The organism is Companilactobacillus hulinensis (assembly GCF_003946555.1).
Classification (GTDB): domain Bacteria; phylum Bacillota; class Bacilli; order Lactobacillales; family Lactobacillaceae; genus Companilactobacillus; species Companilactobacillus hulinensis.
The window spans coordinates 25050-48725 of the sequence record NZ_RHOO01000008.1; the positions used below are offsets into that span (position 1 = coordinate 25050).

The 23676-nt window shown below is 36.4% G+C and carries 23 protein-coding genes; 5 read left to right on the top strand and 18 right to left on the bottom strand.

Annotation, left to right across the window (positions count from 1 at the left end):
* Nucleotides 1-3 precede the first annotated feature (3 nt).
* Together EKM66_RS05875 and rpsO are read right to left on the bottom strand one after the other, a co-directional pair.
* Complete coding sequence (locus tag EKM66_RS05875) at nt 4-1701, bottom strand: ribonuclease J (RefSeq protein ID WP_125762576.1); 1698 nt, start codon at nt 1699-1701, stop codon at nt 4-6.
* 188 nt (nt 1702-1889) lie between these two features.
* Complete coding sequence (gene rpsO / locus EKM66_RS05880) at nt 1890-2159, bottom strand: 30S ribosomal protein S15 (protein ID WP_076617500.1); 270 nt, start codon at nt 2157-2159, stop codon at nt 1890-1892.
* 217 nt (nt 2160-2376) lie between these two features.
* Here rpsO and rpsT point away from each other — a divergent pair, with 217 nt between their 5' ends.
* Complete coding sequence (gene rpsT, locus EKM66_RS05885; protein WP_125762578.1) at nt 2377-2625, top strand: 30S ribosomal protein S20; 249 nt, start codon at nt 2377-2379, stop codon at nt 2623-2625.
* Between the two features lie 109 nt (nt 2626-2734).
* Here rpsT and holA read toward each other — a convergent pair whose 3' ends face one another.
* From holA to EKM66_RS05965, 16 genes are all read right to left on the bottom strand, one after another.
* A complete protein-coding gene (gene holA / locus EKM66_RS05890) occupies nt 2735-3748 on the bottom strand; it encodes a DNA polymerase III subunit delta (protein ID WP_125762580.1) in 1014 nt (337 codons plus the stop codon).
* On the bottom strand, nt 3714-5942 hold the full coding sequence (locus EKM66_RS05895) for a DNA internalization-related competence protein ComEC/Rec2 (RefSeq protein WP_164505061.1): 2229 nt from the start codon (nt 5940-5942) through the stop codon (nt 3714-3716). The genes holA and EKM66_RS05895 overlap by 35 nt, the downstream gene beginning before the upstream one ends.
* 44 nt (nt 5943-5986) lie before the next feature.
* Complete coding sequence (locus tag EKM66_RS05900; protein WP_125762584.1) at nt 5987-6646, bottom strand: helix-hairpin-helix domain-containing protein; 660 nt, start codon at nt 6644-6646, stop codon at nt 5987-5989.
* Nucleotides 6647-6714: 68 nt separating this feature from the next.
* Nucleotides 6715-7710 (bottom strand): SepM family pheromone-processing serine protease, encoded by a 996-nt coding sequence (locus EKM66_RS05905; protein WP_164505064.1) that lies wholly within the window; start codon nt 7708-7710, stop codon nt 6715-6717.
* A 59-nt stretch (nt 7711-7769) separates the two neighbouring features.
* The gene (coaD, locus tag EKM66_RS05910; protein WP_125762588.1) at nt 7770-8261 is read right to left on the bottom strand and encodes a pantetheine-phosphate adenylyltransferase; all 492 of its coding nucleotides are present in this window, start codon (nt 8259-8261) and stop codon (nt 7770-7772) included.
* Nucleotide 8262: 1 nt separating this feature from the next.
* Entirely contained in the window at nt 8263-8814 is a 552-nt protein-coding gene (rsmD, locus tag EKM66_RS05915) for a 16S rRNA (guanine(966)-N(2))-methyltransferase RsmD (RefSeq protein ID WP_125762590.1), read from the bottom strand.
* Between the two features lie 6 nt (nt 8815-8820).
* Nucleotides 8821-9093 carry a YlbG family protein gene (locus EKM66_RS05920; RefSeq protein ID WP_125762592.1) on the bottom strand — a complete coding sequence of 91 codons (273 nt, stop codon included), beginning with the start codon at nt 9091-9093 and terminating at the stop codon, nt 8821-8823.
* Nucleotides 9094-9097: 4 nt separating this feature from the next.
* Entirely contained in the window at nt 9098-10279 is a 1182-nt protein-coding gene (locus tag EKM66_RS05925; RefSeq protein WP_125762594.1) for an FtsW/RodA/SpoVE family cell cycle protein, read from the bottom strand.
* A 354-nt stretch (nt 10280-10633) separates the two neighbouring features.
* Nucleotides 10634-12484, bottom strand: coding sequence for a translational GTPase TypA (gene typA / locus EKM66_RS05930; RefSeq protein WP_225426566.1), 1851 nt, complete (start codon nt 12482-12484; stop codon nt 10634-10636).
* A 71-nt stretch (nt 12485-12555) separates the two neighbouring features.
* On the bottom strand, nt 12556-13338 hold the full coding sequence (locus tag EKM66_RS05935; RefSeq protein WP_125762598.1) for an inositol monophosphatase family protein: 783 nt from the start codon (nt 13336-13338) through the stop codon (nt 12556-12558).
* Nucleotides 13322-13615: a UPF0223 family protein gene (locus tag EKM66_RS05940; protein ID WP_125762600.1), complete on the bottom strand. Its 294-nt coding sequence runs from the start codon at nt 13613-13615 to the stop codon at nt 13322-13324. The genes EKM66_RS05935 and EKM66_RS05940 overlap by 17 nt, the downstream gene beginning before the upstream one ends.
* 93 nt (nt 13616-13708) lie before the next feature.
* Nucleotides 13709-15136, bottom strand: a complete 1428-nt coding sequence (lpdA, locus tag EKM66_RS05945; RefSeq protein WP_125762602.1) for a dihydrolipoyl dehydrogenase — start codon at nt 15134-15136, stop codon at nt 13709-13711.
* A 2-nt stretch (nt 15137-15138) separates the two neighbouring features.
* The gene (locus EKM66_RS05950; protein ID WP_125762604.1) at nt 15139-16437 is read right to left on the bottom strand and encodes a 2-oxo acid dehydrogenase subunit E2; all 1299 of its coding nucleotides are present in this window, start codon (nt 16435-16437) and stop codon (nt 15139-15141) included.
* Nucleotides 16438-16468: 31 nt separating this feature from the next.
* On the bottom strand, nt 16469-17446 hold the full coding sequence (locus EKM66_RS05955) for an alpha-ketoacid dehydrogenase subunit beta (protein ID WP_125762606.1): 978 nt from the start codon (nt 17444-17446) through the stop codon (nt 16469-16471).
* A gap of 2 nt (nt 17447-17448) precedes the next feature.
* Entirely contained in the window at nt 17449-18552 is a 1104-nt protein-coding gene (locus tag EKM66_RS05960) for a thiamine pyrophosphate-dependent dehydrogenase E1 component subunit alpha (protein ID WP_125762608.1), read from the bottom strand.
* A 149-nt stretch (nt 18553-18701) separates the two neighbouring features.
* Complete coding sequence (locus EKM66_RS05965; RefSeq protein WP_125762610.1) at nt 18702-19700, bottom strand: D-2-hydroxyacid dehydrogenase; 999 nt, start codon at nt 19698-19700, stop codon at nt 18702-18704.
* Nucleotides 19701-19928: 228 nt separating this feature from the next.
* On the opposite strand from EKM66_RS05965, the gene def reads away from it, so the two are divergent.
* From def to EKM66_RS05985, 4 genes are all read left to right on the top strand, one after another.
* Nucleotides 19929-20489 carry a peptide deformylase gene (gene def, locus EKM66_RS05970; protein ID WP_125762613.1) on the top strand — a complete coding sequence of 187 codons (561 nt, stop codon included), beginning with the start codon at nt 19929-19931 and terminating at the stop codon, nt 20487-20489.
* A 197-nt stretch (nt 20490-20686) separates the two neighbouring features.
* The gene (locus tag EKM66_RS05975; RefSeq protein WP_125762615.1) at nt 20687-20899 is read left to right on the top strand and encodes a DNA-directed RNA polymerase subunit epsilon; all 213 of its coding nucleotides are present in this window, start codon (nt 20687-20689) and stop codon (nt 20897-20899) included.
* 3 nt (nt 20900-20902) lie between these two features.
* Entirely contained in the window at nt 20903-22594 is a 1692-nt protein-coding gene (gene rnjA / locus EKM66_RS05980) for a ribonuclease J1 (RefSeq protein ID WP_125762617.1), read from the top strand.
* 113 nt (nt 22595-22707) lie between these two features.
* Entirely contained in the window at nt 22708-23658 is a 951-nt protein-coding gene (locus tag EKM66_RS05985) for a diacylglycerol/lipid kinase family protein (protein WP_125762619.1), read from the top strand.
* The last annotated feature ends 18 nt before the right edge of the window (nt 23659-23676 follow it).

The window sequence follows — 23676 nt, forward strand, 5'->3', positions numbered from 1 at the left end:
GACCTAATTTTTGGATTTTCTATGTCTGTTCTGATTAACTTCCATGATAACTGGCAAGATAACTGGATGACGGTTAGTTTGCTCATACAAGAAGTGATTCAACTTATCACGAACTCCTTGTTTAAGATCTGACCAATCAAAGTCCTTACTATTTTGAAGATAATCAACGATCGTATCAACAATGATGTCTGAGCTTTCACTCAACAAATCACGGCTGGCACGCATATATACGAACCCACGTGCTGTTATTTTTGGCTTAGCAACGACTTTTTTCTTCTTACGGTCAATTGTAGCAACTGCAATGAAAACACCGTCTTGAGCCAATAATTCACGATCACGCAACACAATGCTACCAATATCACCGACACCGATACCATCAATCATAGTATCACCAGCATCTACGCCTTTTCCTTGATAGAATTGTCCGTTTTCGTAATTCAAAACATCACCTTTTTTAGTCAAGAAGATATTTTGATAAGGAATGCCTGTTTCATGTGCAATTCTTGCGTGTGCATCAAGAAGTCTGTATTCACCCTGAATAGGAACAACATTTTCAGGTGTTAACAAGTTGATCATCAATTGAAGATCTGATTTATTAGCATGTCCTGATGAGTGCTTCTCATCACCCAGTGACTTAACTTCAGCACCTGTACGATAAATCGCATCACGCGTCTTAGCAAAAGTTGTATCCATAGCGTGTGAAGGAGTCGTTGCAATGAAGACTAGGTCTCCTTCTTCAATTTGGAACTTAGTCTTAGCGGCTGGATTAGCCATCTTTTGAAGCAACTTGATAGGTTCACCCATTCGTCCAGTTTCAATAACAACTAATTTGCTTTGGTCGATATCCTTTAACTCACGAGTGTTTACAAGAAGATCCTTGTTAGAAATCTTTAAGTAACCTAACTTCATAGCTGTCTTAAGAATCTTTTCAGCATCAGTACCTGATAGATATACACGGTGGTTAGTTTTATCCGCAGCATCCATTACTTGTTGCATTCTTTGGATATTAGATGCAACTTGTGCCACGATAATACGGCCATTATGATAGCTAAAGGTATCTAGAATATATTCATAAATATCTCGTTCACTTGAGTTCTCATATGGAGACTCCGCATTTGCTGAATCACTCAACAAGGCCAAAACCTTTTCATCACCAATTTTGGCAATTCTAGCATAATCAGTCTTATATGTTGGTACAGCAGCTTGATCGAACTTAAAGTCACCAGTATAAACGATTTGACCTTCAGTTGTTTTTACGACAATACCAAGTGATCCTGGAATTGAATGTGTTGTCTTGAAGAAGGATACAGATGCTTCATCAAAATCAATTGCTGTGTTTTCATCGATAACATGGAAATTATCAAACTTCTTACTTCTTTTATCATTGAAACAAACAATCTTAGCTAATTCGATGGTCATTTCTGAACCAAATACTGGAATATCATAGTCACCAATAAGATATGGCAATGCACCAATTGCATCCGCATGTCCATGTGACAAGAAAATACCAACAACCTTGTCAATGTTTTGTTTAATATATGTCATATCAGGCACAACAACATCAATACCATATAAGTCGTTGTCAGGATATTGCAAACCAATATCTAGAATATAAATTTCATCATTAACCTCAACAGCGTACATATTCTTTCCGTTTTCACGTACACCACTTAAGAGTACAATCTTAATTTTTTTGCTCATCTTTTCATCTCTCATTTCATATAAATAGCATAGATCATAATATTTAGATGTGTTTTTTTAAGTCTTAATGCATAGTAAGACTACTCGAGCTATACCTAAGTTTCATTCTATCACACCATTATGCAATAATGAAATTATGCAAAAAAAAATAGGAGGTTCCTAAAAAGGAACTTCCTATATAATTGTTATTAACGACGTAGACCAAGTGATTGGATAAGTTCACGGTAACGTTGAACATCATTATCTCTAAGATATTTAAGCAAGTTACGACGGTGACCAATCTTCTTTAACAAACCAACATATGAATGGTGGTCTTTCTTGTTAACTTTCAAGTGATCGTTCAATGAGTTAATATCGTATGTTAAAACAGCAATTTGTACTTCTGGAGAACCTGTGTCTCCTTCTTTACGAGCATATTGCTTAATGATTTCTGTTTTCTTTTCTTTTGAAATAGCCATTTCTTTCACCTTTTTCTATAAAATTTAGCCACACTATGCAATACGTTGGTGAATCGTATAACAGAGCATGGTTAACACAACTAAATAATTTACTACATTTATCGGAAATTTTCAAGTCCAATAAAAAAAATCAAACTATTCATTGCATTGAAACTACCGATTATGTATAATTCTATGTATTGAGTTTAAGTTTAAAAGGTAATCGGAGGTGAAATATATGCCACAAATTAAATCAGCTATGAAGCGTGTAAAGCAACAAGAAAAGGCCAACCTTCGCAACACTTCACAAAGAAGTGCATTGCGTTCAGCTGTTAAGAACTTTGAAACATCAGCTGCTAACAACGCTGACAACAAGGATGACTTGTTCCGTACAGCAGTTCGTGCCATTGACATGGCTAAGTCAAAAGGCTTAATCAAAGCTAATAAAGCTGCTCGCGATAAGTCAAGACTTGCTAAGATGAACTAATTAATCTAAGTAAATTAATATAAGCAACCGTGTGTTGCTTATTTTTTTTGCCCAAAAAAGACCGCACATAAATCTACTGAATTACATCGTAGAATTATGTGCGGTCTTTTTATGCATATTTTGCAATAAACAAATCAAATAGTAATTCTTTATCACCCTGTCCTGACTTGATTTGATAATCCAAATTGACAATCGCATCATACATCTCTGTTAATTGTTCAATCTTCATATTCCTACCCTGTTTAAGTGTCATCTTTACACGATACGGGTTTACCTTCAAATTCTTAGCAATCGTACCTTCGGTTAGTCCTCGTGCGCTTAATACCTTAGTTTGAATGAGAATTCTTAGCTGCGACATAATAATTGCAACCAACAATATTGGATCAATCTTCTGAAGTAAAAATTGATGATACAATTCTTCAGCTTGATAGACATTCTGAGCCAATATTTGATTCATCAAGTCGAAAACATCATCATCTAGACTCTGTGGAACCAATTCACTTACAGCTTTCAAATCAATTTTTTTAGATTTCAAAGCATATAATTCAAGTTTGCTCTTTTGATTAATAATCTGAGAATAATTAGATTTGGTTTTATTGATCAACATTTCTAATGCATCTTGATCAATCTGATATCCATCCTTTTGTAGTTCATCTCTAGTAGTTCGAACTAATAAGTGACTATCCATCTGACTTGCATCTATATTAGTTGCAAGTTTTTTTAATTGCTTAACTACTTTTTTACGAGAATCTAACTTGTCATAAGTTGCAAATATAACCAAAATCGTTGAAGGAGTTGGATTTTGCGCATATCTTATCAGTAAGTCAGGATTCTGATCGACAGTATTCTTAACTTTCTGAGATGTCATGAAATAAGGATGGTTGGCAAAAACAACCCTTTTTTCACCAAAAAAAGGTGCAGAAATAGCCTCATTGATCATGTCATCAAGTGGTGCCTCTTCTAAATCGAAGTTTGAAAAGTTCATATCACGTTCTTCTGGAGACATAAGATTTTTAAAAATATTTTGAATTTGTTTAATAAATACTTGCTCATTACCTGTAACTAAATACAAATTATCAACACTTTTGTTATTTAGCTTCTGTTTTAACTCTGTTATCTTCAACTACTTCACCCTTTAAAAAAGTTGTTATTTCATTTTTATTACCAAACGGATAATAATACCAAATAATCATACCATAGTCAGCTGTATTCATATGATCAACTCGATATTTATCCAAGGTATCTATTGTCTCTTTATTTGGATGGCCGTATCGATTATTAATGCCCGCAGATATCAAAGCTAATTTTGGAGAAATACTCTGGATAAATTTTTCACTACTAGAAGTCTTCGATCCATGATGACCAACTTTCAGATAATCCACATGGAATCTTTGAGAATCCAAAATTTTCTTTTCACTATTCTTATCTAAATCCCCCGTAAAGAGCCAATTAGAATTTTGAATTTTAGCTAGAATTGTTAAGGAATCGCCATTTTCACCAATGGATTTTTCTTTTGGCCACAATATATTCCAATTAATATTACCCACCCTAAAACTATCACCAGTTTGTAACCTGTTGAATTTTATTTGCGGATTATTTTTTATTAGAGAACTTATTTTGAAATTCTGTTCCAAACCAGACCCAAAATCGACTTCTCTAACAGGAAACTTATCGACCAAAGTTTCTAAGTTACCGATATGGTCGACGTCCTTGTGCGATAAAAATACTTTATCAATGTGATTTATTCCCAGACTCTTCAGATAAGGAATAGTTGATGTCTCAACTTGATTTAATTGTTTCCTCTTCTGCCATTCCTTTTGAGGGAATCCAAGCTTGCCGCCAGTATCAATCAGGTAAACTTTGCGATTAATTGGCGTAGTGATCAGAATACTATCACCTTGACCAACATCAATCATTGCTACTTGACCACGTATAGGAAACTTATTAAGACAAATAACAGATACCAAAATTATCAAATACCATATCAAATATTTTTTTAAATGCTTTTTTTCTTCAGATATAAATAAACCGATTACCGTTAATATAAGTACAAAAACAACCGGCAAAGTACCAGTAATGAACAAATAATCGTTATTATTAGATAATATCGACATCAAACCATACATCTTTTCAAATACAAAATTGAATATTCTCCAAATAGGCATCCCAGAATTAACAAAAATAGCAGAAATAATTGTTACTGGAAGAATTACATATTCAAATATTGGAACAAATATAAGATTTGCTAACAATATCAGCCAACTGAATTGATACGTCTTGAATAAGATTATCGGTAAACTAACCAAATTTATCTTCATTGTCTGAACAAAAACATTACCACTACTTAAAAATAACAAGGCAAATGACAATAAGAAGCTTAACTGACCTCCCATATCCATCAAAGCATATGGATCAATTAGTAGGCAGATAACCATTGTCACTGCGAATATATCGGTCTTGCTTAAAACTACGTCTAACTTAAGACAAACTATTCCTACCATTGCCAAAACTATCGCACGCCAAATTCCAGGCTTTGATCCAACAAAAATTCCATACATCGGAAGAATGATTAACATTGTGGTATCAACAAATTCTCTGGTAATTCGTATGCTAGAGCATATTTTTCTCACAAACGACAGCAAAATAATTACATGTAGACCTGACAAACTAAACAAATGAATGATACCAAGCGTACTAAGGCTACTCAGAAACCCTTCATCTTCGTTGTCGTTGTATCCCAATAAAAGACTATGCGCATGTATTTTGAGCCATTTCGGTAATTGATCGAATCTTTTTATTAGATGTATTCGTAAAACATTTATTCTATCTTTAATAGATAAATCTAATTTTGGAGTTATTTTTTCAAACTTGTCTATAGTAATGCTGTAATAAATTTTCTTATGATTCAAATACTCTGAATAGTTAAATTCACCGGGATTACGCTGAACTTTGATAGATTCAATATTTTTGGCTTTTATTTTTGTATCAACAATCTTATCTAGATTTTTCCACGATTCTTTATCATGTTCCGTTGGAATTCGGTAATAAATTTTATACTTCTGTTTGCCACTTGTCGCCATTCCCGATAATAAATCACCTGAAACCTTCAAATTATCTGGAGCAAGAGTCAACTGAGTTACATTGGACGGCATACTCGGTTTAGAAATCATCTGATGATGCGCATAGCCACCCATTAAAAGTCCTAGCAGAGTAGTAAAAATTATTAATTTCAAATTCTTCAAAAAAGCAATTCTAACAATTACCAAAAACAATACAACCAATAGACTATACTCATGCGGATTAAAAGTAATTGCCATTATTAAACAACTGACTAATGCCGGAAATATCAATAGATCCCTAATCATATTGTTAACTGGTCACGTAATGATTCTAACGTCTTATCCCCAATGCCTGATACCTTGGTTAAATCCTCCAAAGTCGAAAAATTACCATTCTTAGTTCTATAATCGATAATTTTTTCTGCTTTTTTGGGACCAATCCCACTAACACCCTGAAAATCATTCACGGTCGCTGAATTAATATTTACTTTCCCCTTTGAATCCTTTTTGCCAGATGACTGGTTGTTTGTCGGTGTTCCTTGTGCATTTGGCTCTGCAACTTCTCCAATTCTTGGAACAATAATTTGCATTTCATCTGTAACATGTTGAGCTTGATTGATTTGCTTTAATTCTGCATCCTCACTAGGGCCACCGGCCAAGCGAATCGCATCCCTAACAATTCCAGTACCCTTTAATCTATAGACACCAGGAGTTTTCACTGCACCTTGTATATCAACCATTACAAACTCGGCTTTTTCCTTTGCTTTAGATGTTTTCTCAACTTTTCCTTTTTTCTCTTCAATTGGTCGTATATCGGTTGATCGTATTTGATTATGATCTCCTGATTGAACTTGTACCGGTTTTTGAAATATGTAATGAAATATTCCCAAACTTATCAGTCCAACAATCAAAATCGTCAATATTTTATTCTCATAAATGTAGTCTAATAATTTATTTGTCATTTATAACCACCTCGAATAAAATTACGAAAAAAATAGACCAGATTTTTAATCTGATCTATCCAATAAATTTATTTAGATGTTTTTTCGAGATAGTTGATTGCGTCATCCAAATTCTTAACAGGAACAATCTTCATCTTGGTATGAATCTTTTTAGCAGCTCGTTTAGCCAAATGATAGTTATTCACGTATGTTGGATCATACTTCTTGATCAATTTGGTTACAGGATCATCTGGTGCAAAGAATATCGTTGCTCCTTGCGCATCAGCAGCATAGACTTTCTTCTCGATCCCACCGATTGGTCCAACTGTTCCGTCTGGAGCAATCGTACCAGTACCAGCTACGATTCGTCCATCCTTCAAGTTTTTATTGGCAATTTGAGAATATACCTGAAGTGTGAACATCAATCCCGCTGAAGGGCCACCAATATCACCAGCATCGATCTTAGTTGGAGGATTACCCTTTGCTTCAGTGTTATCAGTCAGTGTGATACCTAATCCATAACGCTTAGTTTGCTTCAATTTAACTAAATTACCGCTAGCAGACTTGTGCTTGCCATCCCTTACGTAACTAATTTTGACGGTCGCAGTCTTCTTTCGTTTCTTTACATAATTTATAAATTGATTGGCATTCTTAAACTTATATCCATTAATGGAATCGATGGTATCTCCAATTTGTAGTTTCCCTTTAAAATCAGAGTTATCCATCACATCCATTATATAAACACCCAAGTACTTCTTAGTAAATGGTTTATCAGCGGCTGAATATGCCGCCTGAATAGCATTATTAGTAGCAGATTTCATGTAATACTGTTGAACTTGGAAATATTCCTGACTATTTTCATCCCCCATCAAGTCCTCACGAGAGTAAATAGTTTCAAAATCATTTCCCATAGACTTCAATAACTGAAATGGTGAACCCTGAACGATTCCCACGGTCGTTAATAAGAAGTCTCCTTTTTTCTTATCGTGCTTTCCATCTACTTTGACAAAGTTTGAAGTGGCTTCGGCACTACCTGGAACCTCCAGGTAATATCCGGTTGGTACATAAAAAAACGCAACTACCATGACAAAAATAAATAATGCACCAAATATCTTATTTCTGGTTTTATTGAATTTCAATGGTATTATTCCTTCCGCAATCTTTTTGTCAATTCAGCTGCTACTGAAGCAGGTACCAAGTGACTGATATCACCATTGAACTTGGCAACTTCCTTGATCATCGATGATGATATATTAGCATATTTAGAATCAGCTAATAAAAATATCGTCTCGATATTATCGTCAAGTACCTTATTCACAGATGCAATTCCTGCTTCGTATACGAAATCATCACCACTACGCATTGATCTAACCAAAAATCCAGCGTGGTATTGTTGGGCCAATTTAGTAGTGAGTTGCCCGTTACCATCAATAACGACAACATTAGTGAGATCTTTTATTTCATCCTCGATGAACTTTTTCTTCTCTTCATAGCTAAACATATAATTTTTTGAAGTATTAGTCATCGTTGCAACAACTAATTTATCAAACAGCTTAGAAGATCGACGAATAATATCCAAATGTCCATTAGTCACTGGATCAAAACTTCCAGCATAAATTCCAATTTTATTTGTCATATTAATCTCCGAATCTATATAACGCTACTTTCGTATCTTTATATTTTTTTTCTCTTATCAAACTAACATCTTCAAAATCGCTCAAATCGACATCATAATCAGTCTCATCAACGATAATAGCATCCTCAGCTAAAAGATCATTCTCTACCATATCCTTAATGATCTGCTCAGTAATCTTCATCCTGTATGGTGGGTCCAAAAATACTAGGTCAAATTTTACACCGTCTTCAGCGAATTTCTTCAATGCTTCAGTAGCAGCGGACTTCACCACTACAAATTGATCATCAGCTCTTGTCTTTTCAACATTTTCTTTGATCGTATTAATTGCCTTATATGCTTTGTCGACCAAATAAGCCCTCTCGTACCCACGTGAGACAGCTTCAATTCCTAGACTACCAGTTCCAGCGAACAGATCCAAAGCATTCCCATAACCCAAATATGGCGAAACCATACTAAACATTGCTTCCTTAACTTTTGCAGATGTTGGTCGCGTATTATTACCGGGAACTGGTTTCAAGTTCAGTCCACCAAATTTTCCTGAAACGACTTTCATGAACGATTACTCCTCTAATTTATCTTTTCTTTCAGCATCATCTTTCAAAACATAATGCTCATCTAATTCTTTACGATGTGCCATAGTTACACGTTTAACATAATTCTTAGATACTAATTCTTTTTTTACTTCAGCCACTCGACTGGAATTAACATAAATCATAATATATTTCATTTTTGGTGAAACATATCTAACTGTTCCATAATGTTGCAGCTTCTTTTTCCATTTCATTGAGTAGACCCAGACATACAATGCCTGACGCTCCACTTTTTTATACATAAAATCACCTTTGTTTTTCTTTTGCAAATTTTGTGGTTGCTTCCAAATTAAGTACAATTCCCAGCGCCATCGATAACACAAGCATACTTGAACCACCGTAACTAATGAACGGCAACGTTACACCTGTTAAAGGAACTAATCCAAGTAATCCACCTACATTAAAAACAGTTTGTGACAAGATCATTGTCGCAACACCATAATAAACTAACGAATTGTAATTACTCTTAGAACGTATTCCCAAAAGGATCATTCTAAAAATAATCGTAAATATAAGTCCCAGAACAATAAGATCTCCAACTAATCCCAGCTCTTCACTAATGATTGCCAGAATAAAGTCAGTATGTGGTTCTGGTAAATATCCACGTTTTTGAATACTGTTACCAAGTCCAACTCCAAATATTCCGCCATTGCTAATAGCATAGAACGAATTAACAAGCTGCGCCCCAGAGGTTCGCTCCAATTGGAACGGATGCTGCATCGCTAAAACTCTGGCATATTGATAATTTTTAACAATAAATGCTGGCTGGAATTTCACTATAAAGAATACAAGCGCCGCAAACATCGACAACAATGTACCATTCAACTTTAAAATATATTTTAAAGGTATAGTCGATGCCGAAATCAATATCAACGTAATAAGTCCTAGAATTACAGAACCACCCATATCGGGCTCAAAAAATACTAATCCAATCATGAAAATGATTGTCAGAACCGGTTGCTGAATTTCTTTCCAGACCATCCAGCCAGTTTGTTTCTCCATCAACTTGGATTGTTTGTTAGTCAAAATCAACGATAAATATAAGATCAATGACAACTTCGCCATTTCTAGGGGCTGATAATTAAATAACTTCAAATTGATCCAAGCGGATGCACCATTAATCTTACTAGCAGGATTAGCAATTCCCTTAATAATCAAAAGACCTAAAGGAATTATAGTGAATCCTAGTAAAAATAGGACTACAATTTTTTGTTGCTTGAAAAGCTTATCTTTAAGCATAAAAAAGAACCAACAAAGGCCTAAACCCAGAATTGCAAAAATTGCTTGTTTTATCAAATATTGGCTAGATCTCCCACCATTCATCATGGCATTGTAAAAACTCGCGGAGTAAACCATAACTACACCAATACCCAGAAGTAGGATGTATGGAATTACGATCCATAAATCTATTTTCCTTAATTTTTTCACATTTTTACTCCTAAAAATCTAATACTAAGATTATACCACTGATAAAACGGTTAGCACTATACGTCAACATTATAAGATAGTACAAAAAATTGGTACTAAAAAAGCTGCCTATCCTTTTGGATTTGGCAGCTTTTTATTGGTTTGGTTTTTGAAATAATAAATGTATTTAGTGGCTTGAATATGTTTATCCAAAACGAGTTGCACAAAGCAACTTTCTGCGCTTTGCTACACCCTTTGAAATGCGTTTACGAAAGGCAAAACACTGCGCTTACTACGCTTATTGATGTCACCAACTACGTTGGCAACCTCAATAACCTAGGTAATGCTCATGTTTTTAACGCCTTTCAAAACGCTCTAAGCCTTTTTAGACATCTTTCTTTGCTTGTCATACTTCTTACGTTCGTTTGTGCTTAAGATCTTCTTACGTAATCTAACACTCTTAGGTGTTACTTCACAAAGTTCGTCTTCGTTTAGGAATTCGATTGATTGTTCAAGTGACATTTCCTTTGGTGTCTTGATTGCAGCAGCGTGGTCTTTACCAGCAGCACGAGTATTTGTAAGGTTCTTACCTTTTGTAACAGTAACAGCGATATCTTGATCACGGTTACTTTCACCAACAACCATACCCTCGTATACTTCAACACCAGCACCGATAAATAATTTTCCACGGTCTTCTACTGATTGCAAACTATATGTAGTTGAAGGACCTTGGTTGATTGAAACCAAAGCACCAGTTCTTCTACCTGGTTCCCAGTTTTTAACTACTGGCTTGTATTCTTCGAATGTGTGGTTCATGATACCATAACCACCAGTCATTGATAAGAATTCTGTTGAGTAACCGATCAAACCACGTGAAGGTGCTGAGAAGATCAAACGAGTTTGACCATTTCCAGTACTTTCCATGTTCTTCATGTCACCTTTTCTTTGTGACATTGAGTCGATAACTGAACCAACATATTGGTCAGGAGTATCAATTGTAACTTCCTCAAATGGTTCACTGTTTACGCCATTAACATTCTTGTAAATAACTTCTGGACGAGATAGTTGTAATTCGAAACCTTCACGTCTCATTTCTTCAACAAGGATTGACAAGTGAAGTTCACCACGTCCTGAAACCATCCAAGCACCAGCTTGATCAGTATCTTCAACTTTTAGTGAAACATCAGTGTGCAATTGTCTTCTTAAACGTTCATCAATCTTTCTAGCAGTAACTTCTGTACCTTCACGACCAGCGAAAGGTGAGTTATTTTGTAGGAACATCATTTGTAGTGTTGGTTCGTCAATACGTAGCAATGGTAGAGCTTCTTCGTGGTCAACTGGACAAACAGTTTCACCAACGTAGATATCTTCCATACCAGAAACAGCAATTAAGTCTCCGGCCTTTGCTTCTTGAACTTCAACACGATCTAGACCCATGAAACCAAAGATCTTAGTTACACGGAAGTTCTTAGTTGAACCATCAAGCTTCATAACTGTAACGTTATCACCAATCTTGATTGTTCCGCGGAATACACGTCCAATACCGATACGACCAACGTAATCGTTGTAGTCTAGTAGGGCAACTTGGAATTGTAATGGTTCGTCTGAGTTATCGATAGGAGCAGGAATTGTCTTAAGGATAGTATCAAACAATGGGTTCATAGTGTGTTCTTGTTTAGCAGGATCTGAATCGTAACTTGATGTTCCGTTGATAGCTGAAGCATAAATAACAGGGAAATCAAGTTGTGAATCATCAGCACCTAATTCGATGAACAATTCAAGAACTTCGTCAACAACTTCTTCAGGACGAGCACCTGGTCTATCAATCTTGTTGATAACAACGATTGGTGTAAGGTGTTGTTCCAAGGCCTTCTTCAAAACAAAACGTGTTTGTGGCATTGTTCCTTCATAAGCATCAACAACAAGTAGAACACCATCAACCATCTTCATGATACGTTCAACTTCACCACCGAAGTCAGCGTGTCCTGGTGTATCCAAAATGTTAATCTTCTTGCCATCATAATCAACAGCAGTATTCTTTGAAAGAATTGTGATACCACGTTCCTTTTCGATAGCGTTAGTATCCATAGCACGATCTTGGATTTGGTAATGTTCGCCAAGTGTATCTGATTGTTTCAACATTTCATTAACTAAGGTAGTCTTACCGTGGTCAACGTGGGCGATAATGGCAATATTTCTAATATCTTCTCTTCTTTTTTCAGTCAAAGTATTTCTTCCTTCCATAAACGACAATAATAATCATTTGCAATAAAAAAACTGTGATTGTAATTCACAGTTCAGTCACAATTTTTAACCGTCTTAAGCACTTCAGAAACAACTTTCTGTGTGCCAGCTATTACGACTTGTGATTTTAGCATATTTACGGGGTCATCGTCAACACTTGAGACCTCTAAACCTGCACCTTCACACAATACTCGACCAGCTGCTAAATCCCACGGAGCCAAATATGACATGTACATAACTTCTTTACCTAATAATAAATGTTCAAAAATAATTCCCGCACTACCGTACACTCTTAGGCCGCTACTATTCTTCACAACCTCCTTAGTATTGAGAAAATCACTCAGTACCATTCGTGCACTTATATCTATCAAACCATCACGTAATGATTTATTTTCCGGATTCAATATTTTTTTGTCATCACAGTAAATTCCAAAATTTGGTCCACCGTGGAAAACTTTGTTTTGCATAACATCAATAATTCCTCCAATGAACGGCTTACCGTCTAAATAGACACCTATCATGGAAGCAAAATCATCCCCACGCTTAACAAAATTCATCGTACCATCAATCGGGTCAACAAAAAATACCAATCCATCCATATTCTTAACATCGTCTCCAAAACCTTCCTCACTAACAATGGTAGATTCTGGATACGCTTCTTTGATCATGGAAACAATAAACTTCTCAGTCGACTTATCAAAATTGGTTACTAAATCATTTCGATCTCTTTTAGTATCAACCAATTTGTCTTTGGTAGTATCTATTACCAAACTTCTGCCAACTTCTTCCAATACATTCACAACAAATGCATCTATCGCTTTAGCTGTTATTTCCATTATAAATCCTGACTTTCCCATTACTTGAAGTTTTCTGACTCTGTTTAAAAACCTGATAAATTGAATATCCAGATTCAAACTCAAAATCTTTGTCCAATTGCTTTTGTTCCATCTTCATAGGGACGACCTGCTGAAAAGATCGATACTTCTGTAAGAACTCCTCACGTTTGATTCCGTGCTCATATGCCGTTTCAACTGCATTGTACAACGCAATAACATCGACAATCTCATCCTGAGTCCAATCCGGATTCAATGGATAACTGTAATTATCTTGCATTGGTATGATCTCCCCTTCATTGACAATTATTTTTCAATACCTCCACTATATCAAAAAAAGCGATGCAATTGCATCGCTTAAGTGTTTTTTACATTAAATATGTGTAGGATATCCAATCAAGATATCGGCGGCTTCTTGAATTGGTTCACCCAAAGTTGGATGTGGGTGAATTGTCAATGCGATGTCTTCGGCATTTAGTTGACAATTTACAGCTACACTCAACTCAGAAATAAGGTCACTAGCACCAGGTCCAACAATTTGTCCACCTAATAGAGTGCCAGTTTCTTTGTCAGCAATCAATTTAACGAATCCTTCAGCAGCATCCAAACTTACGGCACGAGCATTACCAGCAAATGGGAATTTAGCAACATTTACTTCAATTCCTTTGTCCTTGGCTTCTGTTTGTGTAATTCCAACACTAGCTAGCTCTGGATCAGTAAAGCAGACTGCAGGAACACCGATATAGTCATTCTCAGTATTCTTGCCAGAGATTGCTCCAGCAACTGTCTTAGCTTCAAAGAATGCTTTGTGAGCCAATGCAGGTCCAGCAACAATATCACCAATAGCCCAAATGTTATCAACTGATGTGCGTCCTTGCTTGTCAACTTCAACCAAGCCACGATCTGTCAACTTAACATTTGTCATTTCGAGACCAAAATTATCGGTATTAGGACGACGACCAACAGTTACCATACAGTAATTTGCTTCAATAGTTGTTGGTTCTCCATCAATTTCATAAGTAACTTTAACGCCATTGTCAGTTTCTTCACTATTCTTAGCCATGGCATTAGTAATAATTGTTACGCCCTTCTTTTCAAGGTTCTTCTTAACAATTGATACCATATCTTTTTCGAAGTTAGGAATAATTGAAGGTGATCCTTCAAGAATAGTTACATGTGCACCTAAGTCGGCATATGCTCCAGCTAATTCTGTACCAACGTATCCACCACCGATGATGACGAATTCTTTTGGTACTTCTGGCAAGTTCAATCCACCTGTAGAGTCAATAACATGTGTTCCAAACTTGAATCCACGGATTTCAATTGGACGACTACCTGTAGCCAATATCAAGTTCTTGAATTTGATAGTTTGACCACCACCATTGTCCATGAATTGACGAGGGCCACTTGGCATAATACGTAATTGACTGTCATTATCCAAATAAGCTTCACCATTGATCAATTCAACATGATGTTTCTTAAGTAACATTTCAACACCGCTTGTCATACGAGCAACAACTTTTTCGTCTTTCCAAGCTTGTGTCTTAGCGAAGTCAATAGTTGCATCACTTGTAGTAATACCATAAGTTGATGAATCTTTGGCTTGTTGTAGTCTATGTCCAGCTGTGATAAGTGCCTTTGATGGAACACATCCAACGTTTAGACAAACACCACCGACTGTATCTGATTTTTCGATAACCGTAACATCTTGTCCTAATTCTGAAGCTCTAATAGCGGCAACGTAACCACCAGGGCCTGATCCAATAATAACGGTATCCTTTTCAATAACATTCTCTGCCATAACTAACCCTCCATTAGTAACATGTCTGGATCATGCAATAATTTCTTTAATAGATTCAATGCGTTTTGTGCTAAAGCACCATCAATTAATCTGTGATCATATGACAATGATAGTTTCAACATCTTACCTACTTGAATGTTGCCATCTTCGTCAACATATGGTTCATTAGCAATCTTACCAACACCTAGAATAGCAACTTCGGGTTGGTTGATAACTGGTGTAAACCAGCCGCCACCGATTGATCCAACGTTACTAATAGTGATTGAACCGCCTGACATTGCCTTAGCATTTAGCTTGTTGTCATAAGCAGCTTGGGTATTTTCACTGATTTCTTTGGCAATTTCGAACATTCCCTTAGAATCAGCATTCTTGATATTTGGTACATACAAACCATGTTCTGTATTTGTAGCAATACCAACATTGTAATAATGCTTGTAGACAATTTCGTCAGTTGCATTATCAATTGATGCATTGAATTCTGGATATTCTTTCATTACAGCAACCAATGCTTTAACGATATAAGGCAAGAATGTTAACTTAATACCTTTATCAGCAGCAATTGCTTTGTACTTCTTACGGTTAGCCATCAAGACTGATACTTCAACATCATCAAAACTTGTAACGTGTGGAGCAATGTCTTTACTATTACGCATTGCTTTAGCAATAGCTTTTCTAGTCATACTCATCTTTTCACGTGTTTCAAGTTCTGGTTCATCTGACTTGTATGGTTTAACTGCTGGACCAGCAGCCTTTGCTGATGCAGCTGGTGCGGCAGTTTCAGCAGAAGCTGTTGATGCTGGTGCTCCAGCTTTGTATGAATCAACATCAGACTTACTGATTTGACCATGTTTGCCACTTGGTGTAACTAATGACAAGTCAACACCTTGGTCTCTTGCATATTGACGAACTGATGGCATTGCCAAGTAGTTCTTGTTTGCTGAACCAGTTGCTTCTGCCTTTGGTGCTGGAGCTGCTGGTTCAGCATTTGAAGCAGGGGCAGGTGCAGGTGTTTCTTCTGCCTTAGCATCAGCTTTAGGAGCTTCATCGTCTCCTGTGTCTGGTGATCCATCATCAATAACGATTAAGGTATCGCCAATTTCTACTGTGTCGCCCTCTTGAGCAACGATTTGTTTAACAGTACCTGATACGGGTGAAGGTAATTCCTCAACTGATTTATCATTTTGGATTTCAACAATCGAATCGTCTTCCTTGATTGTGTCTCCCTCTTTGACAAGCCAGCTAGCAATTTCACCTTCTGCCATTCCTTCGCCTAATTCTGGTAGTTTAAATTTATAAGCCATGGCTGGAATCCTTCCTTTCTATCTATAAGCCTTAGTAATTAAGAATTTCGTTTACTTTTTCTTCAATTTCATCTGCGCCTGGAATCCAATAATCCTCACTTTGGGCAAATGGATAAACACTATTTGGAGCAGCCACTCTACCAATTGGTGCGTCAAGCGAAAGTACAGCACCTTCGGCAATTGCTGAAGCAACTTGTGCTCCAACTCCAGCCATCTTTTGTGCTTCTTGTACGATTACAACTTTATGTGTTTTTTCAATTGACTTGAAAATTGTCTCTGAATCAATTGGTGAAACTGTTCTTAAATCAATTACTTCAACTGAAATATTCTTTTCTGCTAATTTGTCTGCAACTTTAATCGATTCATTAACTTCTGCACCATATGCAACAATAGTAATATCATTACCTTCACGAACAACATTTGCTTTGTCCAAAGGAACAGTATATTTGCCATCTGGAATATCGTCTTTCATTGAACGATATAGCTTCAAGTTCTCCATAAATAGAACTGGATCGTTGTTCTCAACTGATGAGATCAATAGTCCCTTAGCATCATATGGATTACTTGGCATAACAACACGTAAACCTGGTGTACCTGTGAAGTAATTTTCAAGGTTATCAGCGTGCATTTCAGCAGTATGTGTACCACCACCATAAGGTGTACGAATTGTTACTGGAGAAGTCTTTGTTCCATCGAATCTGAAACGCATTCTTGCTTCTTGTCCAACAATTTGGTCAACAGCTTCAAATGAGAATCCCATGAATTGAATTTCAGGAATTGGACGCCAACCAGTTAATCCTAAACCTGTAGCTAATCCTAAAATACCTGATTCAGCTAATGGAGTATCGAAGACACGATCTTCACCGTATTTTTCTTGAAGGCCTTGTGTGGTTCTAAATACACCACCGTTTTTACCAACATCTTCACCGAAGATCAATGTCTTTGGATCGTCTTCCAAGACAATATCTAGAGCATCAGTGATTGCTTGAATATAGGTTTTCTTTGCCATCTTTACTTCGACTCCTTTGCTTCAAATTTTTCAATTTCTTTTCTCATTTCCGGAGTTGGAATTTCAAAAGTACGTTTTAACATGTCTGAAACCTTGTCAGGTGCAACAGCGTCGGCTTCTTTAATAGCATCCTTGAATGATGCCTTGTATTCATCAACTAATTTGTCTTCTTGTTCTTCTGACCATAATCCTTTGTCTTCAAGAACTTTTCTTAGACGAATAAGTGGATCCTTTTCGAACCAAGGTTGTGTATCTTCCTTTGTTCTGTAACGCTTAGGATCATCACCAGCACTTGAGTGAGCACCATAACGATATGTAAGTGTTTCAATCATTACAGGTCCATTACCAGCAGTGATATAGTCACGTGCGGCTTTTGCTACAGCATAACAAGCTAAGATATCCATACCATCAACTTGTACACTTGGAATACCAGCAGCAACAGCTTTTTGAGCTAATGTTGGAGCAGCTGTTTGTTTCTTACGAGGTGTTGAAATAGCGAATCCGTTATTTTGAACAATGAATAATGCGGGAACTTGGAATGCTCCAGCAAAGTTCATACCCTCATAACTATCACCTTGAGAAGTACCACCATCACCTGTATATGTGAATGCAATAGCATCTTCTTCATTGTTCTTCTTAATACCCATGGCAACACCGGCAGCTTCATTATATGCAGCACCAATAATAATTTGTGGCATTAATGAACGAGCCTTGAACTTATTGCCTATTACATGTCCTCTTGACCATAGATATGCCTCAGTAACAGTGGCCCCGTGTTGGATTAATTGAGGAACATCACGATATGCTGGCAATAAGTAATCTTGCTTCTTCATTGCCAAAACAGTACCCATCTCAGATGCTTCCTCACCTTCAGTAGGTGCATAGAATCCCATACGTCCTTGACGTGAGAAATTCATTGTTTGTTCGTGCAAAGCACGTTCCCATACCATTTTCTTCATAAATTCAACTAAGTCATCATCAGAAAATGAATCAAAAACTTCTTGATCAACTACGTCAGCGTTTTCATTTAAAACTTGAATTGGCTTCGGTACATTTGTTAAATCATTTTTTATCGCTTCAAAATCAACAATTGGTTCGTTTGCCATTCTCCACAGTCCTTTCATAAAGAAACTTAACCCTTGTGAAACTGTAAGGGCTTTCATATATTTTTAGTCTACCATTGATGTACGAAAAAACAAGGTTATTCCGCTATTTACGTGAAAAATATTTTCAGAAAAGTTTGTGAAAATGTTAACTATTTATTCAAATTAATCTCCGTTGTTGATTTACCAGTGTTTAACTCATCCACCATTGAGTTAAGAGATACTGTTGCCATATTCTTAACTGCTTTGGTTGTATAGAAAGCAATATGTGGTGTAACTATGATCCTAGGGCTTTTGATCATTTTCTCTAGTAGTTTATCTTCTAAATCTTGGTCCGTAAGATCATTGTTGAAAATTCCTACTTCATTTTCGTAAACATCCAATACTGCCCCATAAAGCTTGCCGGACACTACAGCCTCATACAAGTCAGCCGTATTAACTAGGTCTCCACGACCAGTATTAACAACTATCGCATTGTCCTTCATTTCTGAAATTGTCTTCGAATTAATGACAGTGTTTCCAATCCCTAGACTTGGCAAATGCAATGTAATCACATCTGATTGTTTCAGCAATTCATCAAGTGAATTAACGTACAATCCCCTTTTATCCAGTTCTTCATTACGATATTTATCAAAGGCAATGACTTTTGCTCCAAAACCTTCATATATCTTAATTGCTGCCTGTCCAATTCTTCCGGTCCCGGCGACTCCGACTGTTAACTGATTTAATTCGCGTCCAATATCTGGTGCCCAATCGAAGTCGTGTTGATCTACTTTGCGAATCATGTGCTTAAGATTTCTTAATAATGCCATCAGCCCTGTTACTGAATATTCAGCAATAGCTTCAGGTGAATAACTTGGGACATTCGTCAATCGAATGTCATTTTTCTTTAGTGCGTCAATTGGAACATTATCAACTCCAACGTTTCTCAACGAAAGAACATGGATACCGTACTCATTCATTTTGTCAAAGATAGACGGATCGTATGGCAATTGTTGATACGCAACAACTCCATCGAATCCCTTGGCAAGTTCCACTGTTTCTGGAGTTAACAGTTCTGACAATATTTTAACTTCAATATTATTGTCCTCTGACCACTCCTCAATGTATTGCTTCTCATCTTCTCTAACACCATAATCGATAAGTTTCATAACTTGTCCTCCAATTGTGTTGATCTTATTGATAGCGCTAACATACAATTCAAAGTTTATCATGGACAATGCATAATTTCCTAGTAAAACGACACCTAAAAATAACAAATTTAGTGACAAGTTAAAGTTTTTCTTCGTTTTACTCAAAATTTTCAGGAAATTAATTTATAATAGAAGAAATAGTTAATTTAATTAAACAGAACACATCATTTTATTTTGGAGGAAAATATGTATTTAATGAAAGATATCGTCCGTGATGGCGATCCCGTTTTAAGACAAGTATCTAAAAAGGTAACATTCCCACTTAGTGATGAGGACAAGCAATTGGCTCACGATATGATGGAATATTTGATCAATAGTCAAGATGAAAAATTTGCCGAAAAACATCAATTAAGAGCTGGCGTTGGTTTAGCCGCACCACAAGTTGGTGTATCAAAAATGATGGCATCAGTATTAGTACCAAATGATGACGATCCTGATGATCCATTGCTCAAGATTACTTTGATCAATCCGGTTATTGTTAGAAATTCAGTTCAAAACGCTGCTCTATCTGAAGGTGAAGGATGCCTATCAGTTGATAAAGATGTAACTGGATTCGTTCCACGTTCCGATCGTATTACCATTAAATATGATGACTTCGACGGTAATTCTCAAACATTGAGATTAAGAGACTACCCTGCTATCGTTTGCCAACATGAAATCGATCATTTGAATGGACATTTGTACTATGACAAGATCAATAAAAAGAAGCCTTTTAACATCGATCCAAGCACTGTTGTCATCTCGTAGTTCCACTCATATCAAGGTTAAGTAAGTATACTTAGTACATCATATATGTTAAAATTGTGCTAACTGTTGATATTTCAACCAAATGGACTGGTAAATACAATGACGAAGCATACGTTTCGTTAATTTGAAATAAAAAATGGAACCGCAATTACTGACTTCTTATGCCGATTGCGGCTTATTTAAAGGAGAAATTACTATTGATTTATAAAGTTTTGTACCAAGAAAGCGAATTAGATAACCCCCGTCGTGAATCTACAAAATCACTCTACATGGACGCTGATTCAAGCATCATCGTTCGTCAAGCAGTTGAGAATAATACGGACTATCATATTGAGTTCATTCAAGAATTGGATGAAGAACATCTAGAATATGAGAAAAAAAGTCCTGATTTCAAACTTACGGAGTTTTAATTAATGACCGTAAAAGTAAAAAATAATGAAGTTTCCGTTTTTGCCATCGGGGGCCTTGGCGAAATCGGTAAAAATATGTACGGTGTTCAATATCAAGATGAGCTTGTCATTATTGATGCCGGTATTAAATTCCCAGAAGATGAACTTCTAGGTATCGACTATGTTATCTCTGATTACAGTTACTTAGTCGAGAATCAAGATAAGATCAAGGGATTGTTTATCACCCATGGTCACGAAGACCACATTGGTGGTATTCCTTATCTATTACAACAACTTCCAAACATACCTGTTTATGCCGGTCCATTAGCTTGTGCATTGATTAATGGTAAGTTGGAAGAACATGGATTGCTTAAATCAACAAAAATGAATGTCATCAATGAAGATACAGTCGTTAAGTTTCCTAAACTTAGTGTCTCATTCTTCAGAACAACTCACTCAATTCCTGATACACTCGGTGTTGCTGTACATACACCACAAGGTATCATCGTTGAAACTGGTGACTTCAAGTTTGACTTAACACCTGTTGCCGGATTACCTGCACCAAACTTGCAACGTATGGCCCAACTTGGACAAGAAGGCGTTCTTTGTTTACTATCTGATAGTACAAACGCTGAAATACCAACATTTTCTAAGTCTGAACGTTCAGTTGGTCTAACAATTCACCAAATATTCGAAACTATTCAAGGCAGAATTATATTTGCCACTTTCGCTTCAAATATCTACCGTGTTTCTCAAGCTGTTGATGCAGCGATGCAACAAGGTAGAAAAATTGCCGTCTTCGGACGAAGTATGGAACAAGCAATTGCTAATGGTCGTGAATTAGGATATCTAAATATCCCTGATGAAATGATTATTGATCCGCACGAACTTAACCGTACTCCTGCCAATGAAACATTGATTCTATGTACTGGTTCACAAGGTGAACCTTTGGCCGCATTGAGTAGAATTGCTAACGGTACTCACCGTCAGATCACAATTCAACCTGGCGATACAGTTATTTTCTCAAGTAACCCTATTCCTGGTAATACAATCAGTGTTAACCACTTGATCAACCAACTTTCTGAAGCTGGCGCCGAAGTTATTCATGGTAAGGTTAATAATATCCATGCTTCTGGTCACGGTGGTCAAACAGAACAAGAATTGATGCTTCGTTTAATGAAGCCTAAGTTCTTCATGCCAATTCACGGTGAATACAGAATGTTGAAGATCCATACAGAATTAGCGCAATTGTGTGATGTTCCATTGGATCATTCATTCTTACTTGAAAATGGTGATGTGCTTGCTTTGACAAAAGACTCAGCACACGTTGCCGGACACTTCCCTGCTGGAGACGTTTATGTCGATGGTAAAGGTGTTGGTGATATTGGTAATGTTGTTATCCACGATCGTCAAGTTCTTTCTGAAGAAGGAATGGTCGTAGTCGTTGCAACAATCGACTATCAAAAGCACATCGTTTTAGCTGGTCCTGATATTCTATCTAGAGGTTTCGTATACATGCGCGAATCCGGAGAATTGATCAATCAAGCACAAAAACGTGTCTTCCATCTTATCAAGAATGCATTTGATGACGAAGATAACAAAGTCACAGAAGCCGCTCTAAAACGTATCATCATTGAAGGATTACAAGAATTCTTGTACAAACGTACAGCTAGAAATCCTGTTATCTTACCAATGCTGATTTCAACTTCAATCTAAATTTAATAGTAAAAAGTCGTAGATTACTAAAATCTACGGCTTTTTTGTTTACTGAATTATAAATTTTGTGATTTAATGGAAACATAGTTTTAATTTTAAGGGGAATTTTTTTCATGGCAAAAGTCAGTAAATTAGAAATTATTTTGAATGAGAAAGCTGGTAATGGTCAATCACTCAATATTTGGAAGACTGTTACAAAATATCTTGACTCAAACAAGATCAGTTACGAAATACACACTACCAAACGAAATGGTGATGGTGTCAGGGTTGCTAAAGAATTAGCCAACTCATTGGCACCTGATGCAAGAATTATCGTTCTAGGCGGAGATGGCACACTCAATCAAGCTTTAAACGGCATTCGTGAATCAAGCAAACCAGATACTCCACTTGGATATATCCCTGGTGGATCAGGAAACGATTTTAGTCGCGGTATCAAGATACGCAAGCAAAATCCAGATATTCTAATTCAAAAGATCATGGCTATGAATTCTCCTAAAATTATTGATGTTGGAAAAGCTGAATTCACTGATAAAACTAAATACTTTGTTAACAATATTGGCATTGGATTAGACGCATACACCGTTTATGAGACTAACCATTCAAAACGAAAAGACTTGCTCAATAAGATGAAACTTGGAACATTAGCGTATGTTTCTAGTTTGGTAACAGTTATCAAGAATCAAGACGCCTTCCCACTTGATGTTACAGTTAACGGTGAAACTAAGCACTTTGAAGATGCCTACATTGTTTCAGCCACTAATCATCCCTACTTTGGCGGGGGTGTAGCAATAGATCCATTGGCGACACCATTTGATCAAAAACTAGACCTAGTTGTCGTACACAAAATTTCTGGATGGACGTTTATCAAATTGTTCGTTGAATTATTCAGCAATGGCTCACATCTGAATGATAAAAATGTTTGGCACACGCAAAACTCCAGCTACAGATTAACCAGTTATTCACCCGAACAAGGTCAAATGGACGGCGAAGAATTAGGAAACAATAATTTTGATATTAAATTTACTGTTGATAAGCATCCCTTCTGGATTCCAATTGGTATGTAAAAAAAAGCTAACGAAAGT

Excerpts from the sequence above, each read along its gene's own strand:
- EKM66_RS05875 (WP_125762576.1), bottom strand. The coding sequence starts at position 1,701 with ATGAGCAAAAAAATTAAGATTGTACTCTTAAGTGGTGTACGTGAAAAC.
- rpsO (WP_076617500.1), bottom strand. The coding sequence starts at position 2,159 with ATGGCTATTTCAAAAGAAAAGAAAACAGAAATCATTAAGCAATATGCT.
- rpsT (WP_125762578.1), top strand. The coding sequence starts at position 2,377 with ATGCCACAAATTAAATCAGCTATGAAGCGTGTAAAGCAACAAGAAAAG.
- EKM66_RS05895 (WP_164505061.1), bottom strand. The coding sequence starts at position 5,942 with ATGGCAATTACTTTTAATCCGCATGAGTATAGTCTATTGGTTGTATTG.
- EKM66_RS05900 (WP_125762584.1), bottom strand. The coding sequence starts at position 6,646 with ATGACAAATAAATTATTAGACTACATTTATGAGAATAAAATATTGACG.
- EKM66_RS05905 (WP_164505064.1), bottom strand. The coding sequence starts at position 7,710 with ATGGTAGTTGCGTTTTTTTATGTACCAACCGGATATTACCTGGAGGTT.
- coaD (WP_125762588.1), bottom strand. The coding sequence starts at position 8,261 with ATGACAAATAAAATTGGAATTTATGCTGGAAGTTTTGATCCAGTGACT.
- rsmD (WP_125762590.1), bottom strand. The coding sequence starts at position 8,814 with ATGAAAGTCGTTTCAGGAAAATTTGGTGGACTGAACTTGAAACCAGTT.
- EKM66_RS05920 (WP_125762592.1), bottom strand. The coding sequence starts at position 9,093 with ATGTATAAAAAAGTGGAGCGTCAGGCATTGTATGTCTGGGTCTACTCA.
- EKM66_RS05935 (WP_125762598.1), bottom strand. The coding sequence starts at position 13,338 with ATGGAAATAACAGCTAAAGCGATAGATGCATTTGTTGTGAATGTATTG.
- EKM66_RS05940 (WP_125762600.1), bottom strand. The coding sequence starts at position 13,615 with ATGCAAGATAATTACAGTTATCCATTGAATCCGGATTGGACTCAGGAT.
- lpdA (WP_125762602.1), bottom strand. The coding sequence starts at position 15,136 with ATGGCAGAGAATGTTATTGAAAAGGATACCGTTATTATTGGATCAGGC.
- EKM66_RS05950 (WP_125762604.1), bottom strand. The coding sequence starts at position 16,437 with ATGGCTTATAAATTTAAACTACCAGAATTAGGCGAAGGAATGGCAGAA.
- EKM66_RS05955 (WP_125762606.1), bottom strand. The coding sequence starts at position 17,446 with ATGGCAAAGAAAACCTATATTCAAGCAATCACTGATGCTCTAGATATT.
- EKM66_RS05960 (WP_125762608.1), bottom strand. The coding sequence starts at position 18,552 with ATGGCAAACGAACCAATTGTTGATTTTGAAGCGATAAAAAATGATTTA.
- EKM66_RS05965 (WP_125762610.1), bottom strand. The coding sequence starts at position 19,700 with ATGAAACTTATCGATTATGGTGTTAGAGAAGATGAGAAGCAATACATT.
- def (WP_125762613.1), top strand. The coding sequence starts at position 19,929 with ATGTATTTAATGAAAGATATCGTCCGTGATGGCGATCCCGTTTTAAGA.
- rnjA (WP_125762617.1), top strand. The coding sequence starts at position 20,903 with ATGACCGTAAAAGTAAAAAATAATGAAGTTTCCGTTTTTGCCATCGGG.
- EKM66_RS05985 (WP_125762619.1), top strand. The coding sequence starts at position 22,708 with ATGGCAAAAGTCAGTAAATTAGAAATTATTTTGAATGAGAAAGCTGGT.